This is a genomic window from Paracoccus sediminis (assembly GCF_900188295.1).
Classification (GTDB): Bacteria; Pseudomonadota; Alphaproteobacteria; order Rhodobacterales; family Rhodobacteraceae; genus Paracoccus; species Paracoccus sediminis.
Map to the genome: position 1 here is coordinate 105,595 of NZ_FZNM01000003.1, position 13,738 is coordinate 119,332.

The window sequence follows — 13,738 nt, forward strand, 5'->3', positions numbered from 1 at the left end:
AGGGCATCGGCGACAAGGTGGCGTCAGGATCCGGGCATCCTTGCCAGGGTCACGACCGTATCGCCATAGCGCCGCTGGTCAAACGGGACCAGCGGGGCGGCGACGACAGGCGGGCGGCGTTCTTCCCACACCACCACGGCGCCGGGGGCGATCCAGCCGCCGTCGAGGGCCGACGCGATGGCCCGTTCGCCCAGACCCTGACCATACGGCGGATCCAGAAAGACCAGGCCATGGGGCGCCTCGCGATTGTCCCCCAGCCGGGTCGCGTCGCGGCGCAACGACGCGGTCGCGTTCCCGGCCCGCGCCCTGGCGATGTTGCTGCGGATCAGTGCCTGCGCGGAGGTGCCGTCATCGACGAAAACGGCATGGCCCGCGCCGCGCGACAGCGCCTCCAGCCCCAGGGCGCCGGTTCCCGCGAACAGATCCAGCACCCGCGCGCCGGGGATCGGATTGCCTTGGGCGCCGTTGACCAGAAGGTTGAAGATCGCTTCGCGCACGCGGTCTGTGGTGGGGCGCAGATGGGCGGCGTTGTCGCCGTCGCCGACATCGGCCAGTTTCAGCCCGCGCAGGGTGCCGCCGACGATCCTCATGCCTGCGTCCCGCGACGGCTGGGGGCGCTTCGCCCCCCAGGCCCCCAGAGGATATTTGCACCAGGGCAAAACATCAGGCGAGCAGCGCCTTGAGGTCGGAGGCCGTGGCGATCGTCTTGGGGTCGGGGCTGCGCCCGGACTCGATCAGGCGCTTGCCGATCATGTACGCGCGGGCGTCGTTCAGGGCATCCACGGCGATCAGGCGGTTATCCTGGAAATACCAGACCGAACCGCCGTGCTGGCCGTCGCCCGGCCGCGTTACGATCCGGTCATGGCCCATGCCCAGGCCCGCGATCTGCAACTTGGCGTCGAACTGGTCCGACCAGAACCAGGGTTTTGGATGATAGGGCCGGTTCGCGCCCATGATGTTGTCGGCCACCGCTTCCGCCATGTCGATGGCGTTGCCCACGCTTTCCAGCCGCAGCCGCCCGCCCTGCCAGGGAAAGCTGGCGCAATCCCCCGCAGCCCAGATCGCAGGATCCGAGGTTCGGCCCAGGGTATCGGTGGCTATGCCATTGTCCAGGGCCAGCCCGGCGGTTCCTGCCAGGGCGGTATCGGGCAGAACACCGATCCCGGCGACGATAAGGTCGGCGGGCAGGTCGCGCCCGTCGGTCAAGGCAACGCCCGTCGCGCGGTCTGTCCCCCCGATACGAGAAATGCCGACGCCTTCCAGGATCGTGACGCCATGGGACCGATGCAGCGCACGGATCATGTCCGCCGTTTCCGCCGCCGCGACCCGGCCCAGGATGCGCGGCGCGGCCTCGATCACCGTGACGCCCAGATCCAGCTTGCGGGCGACGGCAGCGGCTTCCAGCCCGATATAGCCGCCGCCGATCACGATCAGGCGGCGGCCCGGCCGCATGTCCGGGGCCAGGGCATCCACATCGGCCAGGGTGCGGATCACATGGACGCCCGGCAGATCGCCCCCCATGGCGGCGGGCAGGCGTCGGGACCGGGCGCCGGTGGTCAGGGCCAGGACGTCATAACCGACCCGTCCGCGGTCGGTCGTTACCCGGCGCCCGATCGGGTCGATGGCCGTTGCCTTTTCCCCCAGCCTCAGCGCGATGCCCTGATCGGCCCACCAGCCGGCCGCGCGCAGGGTCAGGCGGTCCAGCCCCATCTGGCCCAGCAGATAGGCCTTGGACAGCGGCGGGCGCTGATAAGGGGCGGCGGGTTCGGCGCCGATCACCACGATCTCGTCATCGTGTCCCTTGGCGCGCAGACGTGCGGCCATCGACGCCGCGGCCTGGCCTGCCCCCACGATCACGATCTTCATGCCGGTCCCCGCCGCTGGCCTGTCATCCGACCGCACCCTATAGTCCCTGCGAATCCGTTGCAATTCCAGGGAGGACAGGATGACCATCACCGTCGGAGACAGGCTGCCCCAAGGAACGCTGCTGCGCCTGGGCGCCAACGGCCCCGAGGCCGTGGATACCGCCGACCTGGCACGGGGCCGCGTCGCCCTGTTCGGCCTGCCCGGCGCGTTCACGGGCACATGCACCAACGCCCACATGCCCAGTTTCGTCCGCACCGCCGACGCGTTTCGCGACAAGGGCGTCGGCCGCATCGTTTGCCTGACCGTGAATGATCCTTTCGTCGCCGACGCCTGGGCGAAATCCACGGGCGCGGACGCCGCCGGTATCGAGGTTCTGGCCGATGCCGATGGAAGCGTGACCCGTGCGCTCGGCTTGGATTTCGATGCGCCGGCCGTCGGTTTCCATGGCCGTTGCCAGCGGTTCGCCGCGCTGCTGGACGATGGCGTCGCCGATGTGATCCAAATCGAGGAAGGCCGCGGCTGCACGGTCAGCGGGGGCGAGGCGTTGCTGGAAAAGGCCTGACCGCCGGCGGGATCTCGACCGTTCGTTCCTCAGCCATTCCGTCGAAACGGGGTGAAATCGGCCAAGGCGTCGATTTCCGCCCCCATCGCGTCGCGCTCGCGTTCCAGATACTCGGCCAAGGCACGCTGGAACCCTTCGTCGGCGACCCAGTGCAGCGAATGGGTGGCCACCGGCTCGTATCCCCGCGCCAGCTTGTGTTCGCCCTGCGCCCCGGCCTCGACCCGCGACAGGCCGCGGTCGATGGCCACGTCGATGGCCTGATGATAGCACAGTTCGAAATGCAGGAACGGGTGATCCTCGACGCAGCCCCAATAGCGGCCATAGATCGCGTCCGGTCCCAGGAAATTCAGCGCCCCGGCAACGGGCCGCCCGTCGCGTTCCGCCAGAACCAGCAGGACATCGTCGCGCATGGTGTCGTGCAGGCGGTCGAAAAAGGCCCGCGTCAGATAGGGGCGCCCCCATTTGCGGCTGCCCGTGTCCTGATAGAACGTCCAGAAGGCGTCCCAGTGATGCGGCTTCAGATCGTCGCCGGTCAGGTGTCGGATGGTGCCGCCGAATGCCTGCGCGCGCGCGCGCTCCTTGCGCAGATCCTTGCGCTTGCGCGACGACAGCGCGCCCAGGAAATCGTCAAAGCGGCCATAACCCTTGTTCAGCCAGTGGAATTGCTGGGTGACGCGGGGCAGGAACCCGGCATCAGACCCCGCCTGCGCCTCGTCTTCGGTGCAAAAGGTGACATGGACCCCCGACGCCCCGACCCGTTCGGCCAGCCGCGCGATCCCTGCCAGCAGGGACGGGCGCCGGGCGGGATCGCGGGTCAGCAGCCGCGCCCCGGTGGCCGGGGTAAAGGGCACAGCCGCCTGAAGCTTGGGGTAATAGCGCCCGCCCGCGCGCCCGTAAGCCTCGGCCCAGGCATGGTCGAAGATGTATTCGCCCTGGCTGTGCGACTTGGCATAAAGCGGTGCCGCCGCGACGGTCCGGCCCATGTCGTCCAGCGTGACATGCAGGGGCTGCCAGCCGGTCCCCCGCCCGACCGAACCCGATTCCTCCAGGGCCAGCAGAAAGCGGTGCGTGGTGAAGGGATTGCCGTCGCCAAGGCCGTCCCAGGTGTCGGCGGGAATCGCGGCAATGCCGGGATGGGTGTTCAGGGTCAGCGTGTTCATGCAAGGCAAGCTAGGCGGTCGGCACGCCTTTGTCAGGGGGGCCAAGCGTCGCATCGCAACGGCGCTTTGCCTTGGTCCAAATATCCCACAGGGGACCGGGGGTGTGAAACCCCCGGCGCCTCAGCTTGCCGCCCGATAGGCCTCGAAGGTGATGTTGTCCGCCACGCGGCGGGCCGAAATCTCCTCGTCGGGACTGCGGACGGTCCAGCACAGGATCGGCACGCCCTGCGCCTTCAGCGCATCGATGCGCGGATGTTTCAGGTCGTTCTTGTCATGGGATACGAAACAGGCGCCGGACCGGTCGAAATCGGCGATGGCGGCCAGGTGGCTGCGGCGTTCCGGGGGCACGGCGGACCAATCCTTTTCGGGAAAGCTGCACGTCGTCAGGCCGACGGGAATATCCGGGGCGATGCGGTGGAAAGCCTCGACCACATGCGGGTTGAAGGACATGACCGCCACCGGGCCGTCATAGCCGCGCAGCGCATCCGCCACCCGCCGGTGCAGATCCCCGATCCGGGGGCCAAGGCGCATGTCCTGGTCCTTGATCTCGACCAGCAGGGGGACACGGCCTCCGACCAGATCCAGGAACTGTTGCAGGGTCGGGATGGGATGGTCGGTGCCCAGCAGGCGGCGGCCCGCCAGAGCGGCCGGTTCAAGCGCCGCGATGAAGCCTTCGGTTCCGGTCAGGCGGCGCAGGTCGTAATCGTGGAACACAACGGCCTGATCCCCGGCGGGCTGGATGTCCAGTTCGATCCCGTAGCCCGCATCGATGGCCGCCTGCGCGGCGGCCAGGCTGTTTTCAGGCACCCCCGGCCTGTGCAGGCCGCGATGGGCGATGGGCGCGGTCAGGAACGCGTCGGGCAAACGCATCACGCGACCTCGAAGATGGCTTCGACCTCGACCGCGACGCCCAGCGGCAGGGCCGCGGCGGACACGGCGGCGCGGGCATGGCGGCCGGCGTCGCCGAACACCTCGACCATCAGATCGGAACAGCCGTTGACGACCTTGGGCTGGTCGGTGAAATCGGGGGTCGAGTTCACGAAGCCCGTCAGCTTGACCACGCGGCGCACCTGGTCCAGATCGCCCACGGCGGCCTTGAGCTGCGCGATCAGCGACAGCCCGCAGCGGCGGGCGGCGGCCGCGCCGTCGTCCACCGACATCCCGTCGCCCAGACGGCCCCGTATCAGGCCGTTGTCATCCTGGCTGATCTGGCCCGAGACGAAGACCAGGTTGCCCGTCCGCACGAAGGGCACATAGTTTGCGGCGGGTGCGGGCGCTGCGGGAAGGGTGATGCCTTTTTCGGACAGTTTGGCTTCGATGCTCATGCTGTTCTCCTGTGGTTTGGGTCGGACCCTAGCGTGTCGGCCGTCACGCGACCAGTGCTTCGGCGCGCTGCAAATCCACGCTGACCAGCTGGCTGACGCCCTGTTCGACCATGGTGACGCCGAACAGGCGGTCCATGCGCGCCATGGTGACGGCATGGTGGGTGATAATCAGGAACCGCGTGTCGGTGCGCCGCGTCATCGCGTCCAGCAGGTCGCAGAAGCGGCTGACATTGGCGTCGTCCAGCGGCGCGTCCACCTCGTCCAGAACGCAGATCGGCGCGGGATTGGCCAGGAACACGGCAAAGATCAGCGCCATGGCGGTCAGGGTCTGTTCGCCCCCCGACAGCAGCGACAGGGTGGACAGCTTCTTGCCGGGCGGCTGGCACAGGATTTCCAGACCCGCATCCAGCGGATCGTCGGATTCCACCAGAACCAGCCGTGCCTCTCCGCCGCCGAACAGGGTCGTGAACAGGGTGGCGAAGCTGGCGTTCACGGTGTCGAACGCCGCCAGCAGCCGCTCGCGACCTTCGCGGTTCAGACCGGCGATGCCCAGGCGCAGCTTGTGGACCGCTTCCTCGAGATCGGCCTTGTCGGCGCCAAGACGGTCGCGCTCGGCCTCCAACGCGCGCTTGTCCTCGTCGGCGCGCAGGTTGACGGCGCCCAGCCCGTCGCGCTGCGTGCGCAGCCGGGCGATCTGATCGTCCAGGGCGGCGGCGGGCGTGTCGGGCATGTCGCCCAGCGACGCCAGCAGCGCCTGGGGCGTCATGTCGGTGTCTTCAAGAATGCGCATCCGGGCGGCGGCTTCCCCGTCGCGCGCGGCCTCGGCCCTTGCTTCGCGCATGGCGCGGACTTCGCGGGCCTCTGAGGCGGCGCGCGCGGCCTCCCGCTCGGCGTAGGCGGCCGCGCGCGCCGCGTCAGAGGCCACGGCCAGCGCAGCGCGGGCGGCGGTCAGCCGGGACTGCGCGCCGGTTTCGCGGTCGCGCAGGTTGGCCCGCTGCCGGGCCAGAAGGGCGGGCTGCGCCTCGGCCTCGACCAGATCGGACGCGGTGGCGTCGCGCCGGGCCGTCAGTTCAGAGGCCCGCGCGCCGGCCTGTTGCAGGCGCAACGTCCAGCCCGATTCCTCCTTGGCGATCTCTTGCAGGCGTTTCGTCCGGACGTCGGCCTCGCGGCGCAGTTCCTCCAGCGCGGCGCGGCGAGTCAGGGTGGCGATCCGCGCCGCCTCGACCCCGATGCGCGCGTGTTCCAGTGCCGCCGCCGCATCGCCCTGATCGGGAAGATCCGCCAAGGCGGCTTGTGCCTGGACCAGCCGCGCCTGCGCGTCCCCGGAATCGGCACGGTGTCTGGCCAGTTCGGACCGGACGGCCTCTGCGCGGCTTTGAGCGGCAGACAGATCGGATTCGGCCCGCGTCAGCGCACGGGCGGCATCGGACAGGTTGCGCTCGGCATCGCGCCGGGCGTCGCGGGCGGACTTTTCGGTCGCGGCCGCATCGGCCAGGGCGGCGCGCGCGTCGTCGTGACGGTTCCGGGCATCGGCGGCCCGAGCCTCGGCCCCGGCGGCCTGATCGGCCAGTTCGGCCAGCCGGTTCACCTGTTGCAGATGCAGCGCGGCGGCAGAGGATGCCTCGCCCGCCATCACCCGCATCCCGTCCCAGCGGAACAGATCGCCCGCGGGCGTGACCAGCCGCTGGCCCGGTTGCAGCGCGGATTGCAGCGACGTGGCCGCGGCGGCATCGGTGACCAGCCCCACCTGCGACAGCCTGCGCGCCAGGACCGCCGGGGCGTCGACATGGGGCGCCAGCGGCGCAGCCCCGGCGGGCAAGGGCTGCGGATCGTCCCAGGCGTCCAGCCGGTGCCAGCCGCTTTCGCCATCGCCCGCAAGGCCCGCCCGCAGGTCGTCGCCGAAGGCCGCGCCAAAGGCCGTCTCGTGCCCCCTGCCGACCGTCACCCGGTCCAGGATCGCCCGGCCCCCGGACCCGCCCCGTTCCACCAGCCTGCGCAGGGCGGTCATCTCGGCCACCAGGGCGCCCGCCTCGCCCTCGGCCTCGGCACGGGCAAGGCGGGCCGCGGTTTCGGCGGCTTCGGCCTCGGCGCGTGCGGCCTCGGCTGCGGCCAGGGTGTCCTCGGCAGCCTCGGCGCGGGCGGCGGCGGCGTCCTGGGCCTGTTCGGCCACCGCAAGCGCATCCCCGGCGGCGGCGCGTTCCGTTGCCGCCCGGTCGGCCGCGGCCAGCGTGGCGGAACAGGCGCGTTCCGACCGCGCCAGCATCGCTTGCAGGTCGGCCACCAGCCGTTCCGCCGACTGGTGCCGCGCGGCAAGACGGGCGGCTTCGTCCGTCAGTTCCGCCAGCCGCGCCTCGATCTCGCGCAAGGTCTCGGACGCATGGTCCGCGGTCCGGGCGGCGGCGTCCAGGCGCGCGTCATGTCCCAGACCGGCCTTGTGCAGTTCGGCCTTTTCCCGGCCCAGCCGGGCCACCACATCTGCGGCGTCCCCGTTCAGCGCATCCTCTCGGTCGATGTCGCGCGCAAGCTGGGCGATGCGCGCCTGCAACGTGGCGATCGCGTGCCCGGCGCGGGCATCGGCCTGATCCAGGGTATCGCGTTCGACGGCCACGCGCGACAGGACGGCGGCGGCGACCTGTTCTTCCTCGCGCAGGTCGGGCAGGGCCGCATCCGCCTCCTCGCGCCGGGCGAATGCCTCGCGGGATGCGGCCTCTGCCCCCACGGCGTCGCGGCTGGCGCACGCCAAGGCATCGGCGGCCGCCCGCCGCGCGGCCTCGGCCTCGGACCAGCGGCGATAGAGCAGCGCGCCCTCGGCCAGCCGCAGCGCCGCGCCGATCTCGCGGTATCGCGCGGCGGTGCGCGCCTGCCGGGCCAGCGATGCGGCCTGGGTGGACAGCTGGTCCAGCGTGTCCTCGACACGGGTCAGGTTCGCCTCGGCCCCGTTCAGCTTCAACTCGGCCTCGTGGCGGCGCTGATACAAGCCGCTGATCCCCGCCGCTTCCTCCAGAATGCGGCGGCGCGATCGCGGCTTGGCGCTTATCAACTCGCTGATCTGCCCCTGCCGCACCAGCGCCGGGCTGTGCGCCCCGGTCGAGGCATCGGCGAACAGCATCTGCACGTCGCGCGCCCGCACGTCCTTGCCGTTGATCTTGTAGGCGCTGCCCGCATCGCGGGTGATCCGGCGCACGATGTCGAACCGATCGTCGTCGTTGAAGCCGGCGGGCGCCAGCCGGTCGCGGTTGTCCACGCTCAGGACCACCTCGGCCTGGGCGCGGGCGGACCGGCGGGCCGTGCCCGCGAAGATCACGTCCTCCATCCCCTCGCCGCGCATAGCGGTGGGGCGGTTCTCGCCCATGACCCAGCGCAGGGCCTCGAGCAGGTTCGACTTGCCGCAGCCGTTCGGGCCGACCACGCCCGTCAGCCCCTCGCGGATGACCAGGTCGGTCGGATCCACGAAGCTTTTGAAGCCGTTCAATCGCAGCCGGTCGAAGCGCAAGCGGGTTCCTTTCGGTTGTGCCCGGATTGTCGCATCGCGCGGCCCCGAGTCAACCGGGGGCCGCTACATCTGGACCCAGACCGGGCATTTTCCACAAGATCGGGATGGCCGCCCGGCCGATTTCCGCTACCATCGCGCCATGATTACCGCATTGTCCCTGATTCTGGCCTTTCATCTGGTCGGAGAGATCCTGTCCCGCGCCCTGGACCTGCCGCTGCCCGGCCCGGTGGTGGGCCTGTGCCTGCTGGTCGCCGCCTGCGTGCTGCGCCCCGCGCTGGCCCAACGGCTGAGGCCCACGGCCCAAGGGCTGCTGGCGCATCTGTCGCTGTTCTTCGTCCCGGCGGGGGTGGGGGTGGTGGCGCATCTGCCTACCCTGCGCGACCACGGCATCGGGCTGGCGGTGGCGATCATGGCATCGACGCTGCTGGCCATCGCGGCGGGGGCGCTGGCCTTTCAGGCCGTGGCGCGGTGGACCGGATCGGCCGATCCGTCCGCGATGAAGGACCGGCCATGACCGACCCCGCGCGGATCTGGTCCTATCTGGCCCAAGGCCCGCTGCTGTGGCTGACGGCGACGCTGGCGGCCTATGTGGTGGGCGATGCGCTGTCGCGCGCGGCGGGGCGGCAAAGCTGGGCCAACCCGGTGCTGATCGCGGTGATCGGGCTGGCCGTGCTGCTGGGCGCGACCGGCACCGATTACGCGACCTATTTTCAGGGCGCGCAGTTCGTCCATTTCATGCTTGGCCCCGCCACGGTCTGCCTGGCGCTGCCGCTTTACGACAACCTGCCCCGCGTGCGCCGCGCCGCCTGGCCGATGCTGGCGGGGCTGGTGGCGGGATCGGTCGTGGCGGTGGTGTCCGCCCTGCTGATCGCGCGGGCCTTCGGGATTTCCGGCCCGGTGCTGGCCTCGCTGGCGCCCAAGTCCACGACGGCCCCCGTCGCCATCGGCATCGCCGAACGGATCGGCGGCCAGCCCACCCTGACCGCCGCCTTGGTCCTGCTGACCGGCATCTTCGGGGCCATCGTCGTAACGCCCCTGCTGAACGCGCTGCGGATCCAGGACTGGCGCGCGAGGGGCTTTGCCGTGGGCGTCGCCGCGCATGGCATCGGCACGGCGCGGGCGTTCCAGGTGAACGAGACGGCGGGCGCGTTCTCGGGCATCGGCATGGGGCTGAACGCGGTGCTGACGGCGGTGATCGCGCCATGGGTGGTGGGGTGGTTGGGGTGAGGGATCAAACAGTCCACCTTATCCTCTGTCACCTTCCGCTTGAAACTGTCTGAGTTCAGCGCAGGCAGCTTCGTATTCCACGAGTACAGCTTCATATCGCGCCTGCGCCGCCCGCACGCGTTCCAACAAGGTCTGCTCGCTTATTCCATCCGGTGAAGGCTTCGCTTCGACGGACAGGTTGCTGTCTGCGGTATAGGTGAATTTCGTATTGCTGGCTTGATAGGCGCGCCGCCACTGATCGGGTATCTGGTCCCAGAGCCTGCGATTGGCACCGCGAACCTGTGCAGACGGATGCGCGGATTCGAACACCTGCATCCCGGTAGCCTCGACAACGCTGCGTGCTTTCTTGGCATTGTTGCCAACCAACACCACCGAACGCAGGTGAGGGAGCAATCGCAACAACTCACTCAAACGCAGCATCCCCTCGCTACGCTCACGAGGGCTTACCTCCGTCGTTTCGTTCCACCAGGGAATTGCATTCCAGATCACGCTTGCGCGTCGGGGAACCTGTGCCAGCTCCATGAACCGATATGTTGCTTCTGCACTCGGATCATCATTGTCTCGCGAGATGAATCCCGACCCGCCATTTGCAGGATCAGTCTTTGGGCCAGGCTTTTCCAGCAAGAACAGGATTTCCGCATCGACACCCCCATCCAGAGGATCGAAATCCGGCACATAGCCTCGGTTCTCCGCACGCAAGGCGTCCACATAACTCGCCAAGGGAGCGATGTGAGGGTCGGCGCGTAACGCATGGCGCATCTTGACCGCATCGGTGTCCTTCAGGGCACGCGGCCCTTGGGGCCAAGGGTCATCCAAGGTCATAGGCTTCATCCATTCCCCGGCCGAAACGCTTTTACCTTCCCCGCATCCGTCTCCACCCGCGCCGCCCCGATCAAGTCCAGACAATAGGGCACCGCCGCGAACACCGCCTGCAAACATGTCGCGATCGCCGCAGGCTTGCCCGGCAGGGTGATAATCAGCGTCGCATCCCTTATCACCGCCGTTTGCCGCGACAGGATCGCGGTTGGCACCTCGGCCAGGGACGCGCGGCGCATTTCCTCGCCGAAGCCCGCCAGTTCCTTCTCGGCAATGTCCATCACCGCCTCGGGCGTCTGGTCGCGCGGCGCCGGGCCGGTGCCGCCGGTGACAAGGATCAAGTCGGCGCCGCCTTCGACCAGTTCACGCAGGGTTGCAGCCACGCCCTCGCGGCCGTCAGGAACGATGACGCGGGTGATCTGCATCGGCGATGTGACCACATCGTGCAGCCAGGCCTCGGCACCGGGGCCGCCCTTGTCCTCGTATTCGCCGCGCGCGGCGCGGTCGCTGACGGTGACGATGCTGATGCGGGCGGGGCGGTCGGTCATGGCGCGGGCCTTTCGGTGGTCGCGGCCACTGTGGGACAGGCCCGCGCAAAAGAAAAGGCCGCGGGGGTGCCGCGGCCCTTGGTCATCGCAAAGGCGGTTTACTTCGCCCGCGCGTTCCGGTTCGCGACCAGCTTCAACCGCAGCGCGTTCAGGCGGATGAAGCCCGCCGCGTCCTTCTGGTCATAGGCGCCCGCGTCGTCTTCGAAGGTCACATGCGCCTCGCTGTAAAGCGACCGGTCCGACCAGCGGCCCACGCAGGTGGCCAGACCCTTGTAGAGCTTCAGCCGCACCGTGCCCGACACATGCTCTTGCGATTTGTCGATCAGGGCTTGCAGCATCTCGCGTTCCGGGCTGAACCAGAAGCCGTTGTAGATCAGCTCGGCATAGCGCGGCATCAGGCTGTCCTTGAGGTGCCCCGACCCGCTGTCCAGGGTGATCTGCTCGATCCCGCGATGGGCTTCCAGCAGGATGGTGCCGCCGGGGGTTTCATAGATGCCGCGCGACTTCATGCCGACAAAGCGGTTTTCGACGAAATCCAGCCGCCCGATGCCGTGCTTGCCGCCCAGTTCGTTCAGCCGGGTCAGGATCGTGGCGGGCGACAGCGCCTGCCCGTCGATGGCCACCGCATCGCCCCGTTCAAAGGTGATTTCCACGAACTCGGGCCGGTCGGGCGCATCCTCGGGGTTCACGGTGCGCTGATAGACGTAATCGGGCGCAGCCTCTGCCGGGTTTTCCAGGGCCTTGCCTTCGGACGAGGTGTGCAGCAGGTTCGCATCCACGCTGAACGGCGCCTCGCCGCGCTTGTCCTTGGCGATGGGGATCTGGTTCTGTTCGGCGAACTCGATCAGCTTCGTCCGGCTGGTCAGATCCCACAGCCGCCACGGCGCGATCACCTTGATCGACGGGTCCAGCGCATAGGCCGACAGTTCGAACCGCACCTGGTCGTTGCCCTTGCCGGTCGCGCCATGGGCCACCGCGTCGGCGCCGTGTTCCTGCGCCAGTTCCACCAGCCGCTTGGAGATCAGCGGGCGGGCGATCGACGTGCCCAGCAGATACAGCCCTTCGTACAAGGCGTTGGCGCGGAACATCGGAAACACGAAGTCGCGCACGAACTCCTCGCGCAGATCCTCGATATGGATGTTCTGTGGCGCGATGCCCAGCAGTTCGGCCTTGGCGCGCGCGGGCTCCAACTCCTCGCCCTGGCCCAGGTCGGCGGTGAAGGTGATGACCTCGCAGCCGTATTCGGTTTGCAGCCATTTCAGGATGATCGAGGTGTCCAGCCCGCCCGAATAGGCAAGGACGACTTTTTTCGGGGCATCAGACATGCGGTTAAACCCTTTGGCGACGTTTCCGGGGGAATAGGGCCAATCGCCCGGTGTCACAAGGGCCGGGCGCCGATCCCCTTGCCAAATCCCCGCTTTCGCGTCATGCGCAGGCGCATGGAAAATCCTGCCCCGTCCACCGCCCCCGCATTTGCCGCCCTGGTCCGCAACGCCGAGACCGCGATCCGCGACCTGTTCGAGCCGACGCCCCTACAGCGCAACGACCATCTGTCGGCCAGGTTCGGCGCGGACATCTGGCTGAAACGCGAGGATCTGACCCCCGTGCGCTCCTACAAGCTGCGCGGCGCGTTCAACGCGATGCGCAAGCGGGCGACGCCGGACGCGCCGGGGCATTTCGTTTGCGCCAGCGCGGGCAACCATGCGCAAGGCGTGGCCTTTGCCTGCCGCCATTTCGGCGCAAAGGGCACGATCTTCATGCCCGTCACGACGCCCCGGCAAAAGATCGACAAGACCAGGGTGTTCGGCGGCGACGCGATCGAGATCGTGCTGACCGGCGATTATTTCGATCAGACGCTGGCCGCATCCCAGGCCTTTGCCGCCCGGCAAGGCGCGCAGTTCCTGCCGCCCTTCGATTCCGCCGACGTGATCGAGGGACAGGCGACGGTCGCGTTGGAGATGCTGGAACAACTGGGGGGTTCCCCCGATCTCGTGGTGCTGCCGGTGGGCGGTGGCGGGCTGGCCGCCGGGGTGACGCGCTATTTCGCCGACAAGGCGCCCGCGACGCGGTTCGCCTTTGCCGAACCCTTGGGCGGGGCCAGCCTGCAAGCGGCCTTGCAGCAGGGGGCGCCGGTCGCGCTGCCCGCCGTGGACACGTTCGTTGACGGCGCCGCCGTGGCCCGCATCGGTGCCCTGCCCTTCGAGACGCTGCGCCGGTTCAGCCCCCAGGACGTGCATCTGGCCCCCGAGGACCGCATCTGCGGCACCATGCTGGACATGCTGAACCACGAAGGCGTGGTTCTGGAACCGGCGGGTGCGCTGGCCATCGACGTGCTGGGCGATCTGGGCGATCTGACCGGCCAGCGCGTCGTCTGCGTCTGTTCGGGCGGCAATTTCGATTTCGAGCGCCTGCCCGAGGTCAAGGAACGTGCCCAGCGTTTTTCGGGCGTCAAGAAGTATTTCGTCCTGCGCCTGCCGCAGCGGCCCGGCGCCCTGCGCGATTTCCTGCAACTGCTTGGGCCCGACGACGATGTGGCGCGGTTCGAATACCTGAAGAAGTCGGCCCGCAACTTCGGTTCGATCCTGCTGGGGATCGAGACCACCACGCCCGAAAACCTGACGACCCTGAAGGCCCGCCTGGACGGGGCCGGTTTCGTGTACCGCGACATCACCAACGACGAGATCCTGTCCGAACTGCTGGTTTGAGGTTCCGCGTTTACCGCCCCTTTACAGTCAAGGGGT

Annotated in this window: 13 protein-coding genes; 4 read left to right on the forward strand and 9 right to left on the reverse strand. The window is 68.9% G+C overall.

Annotated elements, in window-relative coordinates; translation table 11 throughout:
- Nucleotides 1-23: 23 nt before the first annotated feature.
- Both rsmD and CHB77_RS05940 read right to left on the reverse strand, forming a co-directional pair.
- Nucleotides 24-590, reverse strand: a complete 567-nt coding sequence (gene rsmD / locus CHB77_RS05935) for a 16S rRNA (guanine(966)-N(2))-methyltransferase RsmD (protein ID WP_089387275.1) — start codon at nt 588-590, stop codon at nt 24-26.
- 73 nt (nt 591-663) lie between these two features.
- A complete protein-coding gene (locus CHB77_RS05940) occupies nt 664-1,866 on the reverse strand; it encodes an NAD(P)/FAD-dependent oxidoreductase (RefSeq protein ID WP_089387589.1) in 1,203 nt (400 codons plus the stop codon).
- A 79-nt stretch (nt 1,867-1,945) separates the two neighbouring features.
- Between CHB77_RS05940 and CHB77_RS05945 the strand changes: the two genes are divergently transcribed.
- Nucleotides 1,946-2,428: a peroxiredoxin gene (locus tag CHB77_RS05945; protein WP_089387276.1), complete on the forward strand. Its 483-nt coding sequence runs from the start codon at nt 1,946-1,948 to the stop codon at nt 2,426-2,428.
- 29 nt (nt 2,429-2,457) lie between these two features.
- Here CHB77_RS05945 and CHB77_RS05950 read toward each other — a convergent pair whose 3' ends face one another.
- From CHB77_RS05950 to smc, 4 genes are all read right to left on the reverse strand, one after another.
- Nucleotides 2,458-3,588 (reverse strand): GNAT family N-acetyltransferase, encoded by a 1,131-nt coding sequence (locus tag CHB77_RS05950; RefSeq protein ID WP_089387277.1) that lies wholly within the window; start codon nt 3,586-3,588, stop codon nt 2,458-2,460.
- Between the two features lie 120 nt (nt 3,589-3,708).
- The gene (locus tag CHB77_RS05955; protein WP_089387278.1) at nt 3,709-4,458 is read right to left on the reverse strand and encodes a glycerophosphodiester phosphodiesterase family protein; all 750 of its coding nucleotides are present in this window, start codon (nt 4,456-4,458) and stop codon (nt 3,709-3,711) included.
- The gene (locus CHB77_RS05960) at nt 4,458-4,913 is read right to left on the reverse strand and encodes a RidA family protein (RefSeq protein ID WP_089387279.1); all 456 of its coding nucleotides are present in this window, start codon (nt 4,911-4,913) and stop codon (nt 4,458-4,460) included. Before CHB77_RS05960 ends, CHB77_RS05955 begins: the two co-directional genes overlap by 1 nt.
- Nucleotides 4,914-4,956: 43 nt before the next feature.
- On the reverse strand, nt 4,957-8,406 hold the full coding sequence (gene smc / locus CHB77_RS05965) for a chromosome segregation protein SMC (protein WP_089387280.1): 3,450 nt from the start codon (nt 8,404-8,406) through the stop codon (nt 4,957-4,959).
- A 139-nt stretch (nt 8,407-8,545) separates the two neighbouring features.
- On the opposite strand from smc, the gene CHB77_RS05970 reads away from it, so the two are divergent.
- Entirely contained in the window at nt 8,546-8,920 is a 375-nt protein-coding gene (locus CHB77_RS05970) for a CidA/LrgA family protein (RefSeq protein WP_089387590.1), read from the forward strand.
- Nucleotides 8,917-9,633, forward strand: coding sequence for an LrgB family protein (locus CHB77_RS05975; protein WP_089387281.1), 717 nt, complete (start codon nt 8,917-8,919; stop codon nt 9,631-9,633). Before CHB77_RS05970 ends, CHB77_RS05975 begins: the two co-directional genes overlap by 4 nt.
- 18 nt (nt 9,634-9,651) lie before the next feature.
- On the opposite strand, the gene CHB77_RS05980 is transcribed toward CHB77_RS05975, so the two are convergent.
- The 3 genes from CHB77_RS05980 to CHB77_RS05990 all read right to left on the reverse strand — a co-directional run bounded on the left by CHB77_RS05980 (nt 9,652) and on the right by CHB77_RS05990 (nt 12,322).
- The gene (locus tag CHB77_RS05980; RefSeq protein ID WP_176430310.1) at nt 9,652-10,455 is read right to left on the reverse strand and encodes a uracil-DNA glycosylase; all 804 of its coding nucleotides are present in this window, start codon (nt 10,453-10,455) and stop codon (nt 9,652-9,654) included.
- A 5-nt stretch (nt 10,456-10,460) separates the two neighbouring features.
- Nucleotides 10,461-10,997 (reverse strand): molybdopterin adenylyltransferase, encoded by a 537-nt coding sequence (gene mog, locus CHB77_RS05985; RefSeq protein WP_089387282.1) that lies wholly within the window; start codon nt 10,995-10,997, stop codon nt 10,461-10,463.
- Between the two features lie 98 nt (nt 10,998-11,095).
- Nucleotides 11,096-12,322, reverse strand: a complete 1,227-nt coding sequence (locus tag CHB77_RS05990; protein ID WP_089387283.1) for an argininosuccinate synthase — start codon at nt 12,320-12,322, stop codon at nt 11,096-11,098.
- 114 nt (nt 12,323-12,436) lie between these two features.
- Between CHB77_RS05990 and ilvA the strand changes: the two genes are divergently transcribed.
- Nucleotides 12,437-13,702, forward strand: a complete 1,266-nt coding sequence (ilvA, locus tag CHB77_RS05995) for a threonine ammonia-lyase IlvA (RefSeq protein WP_089387284.1) — start codon at nt 12,437-12,439, stop codon at nt 13,700-13,702.
- Nucleotides 13,703-13,738: the final 36 nt, after the last annotated feature.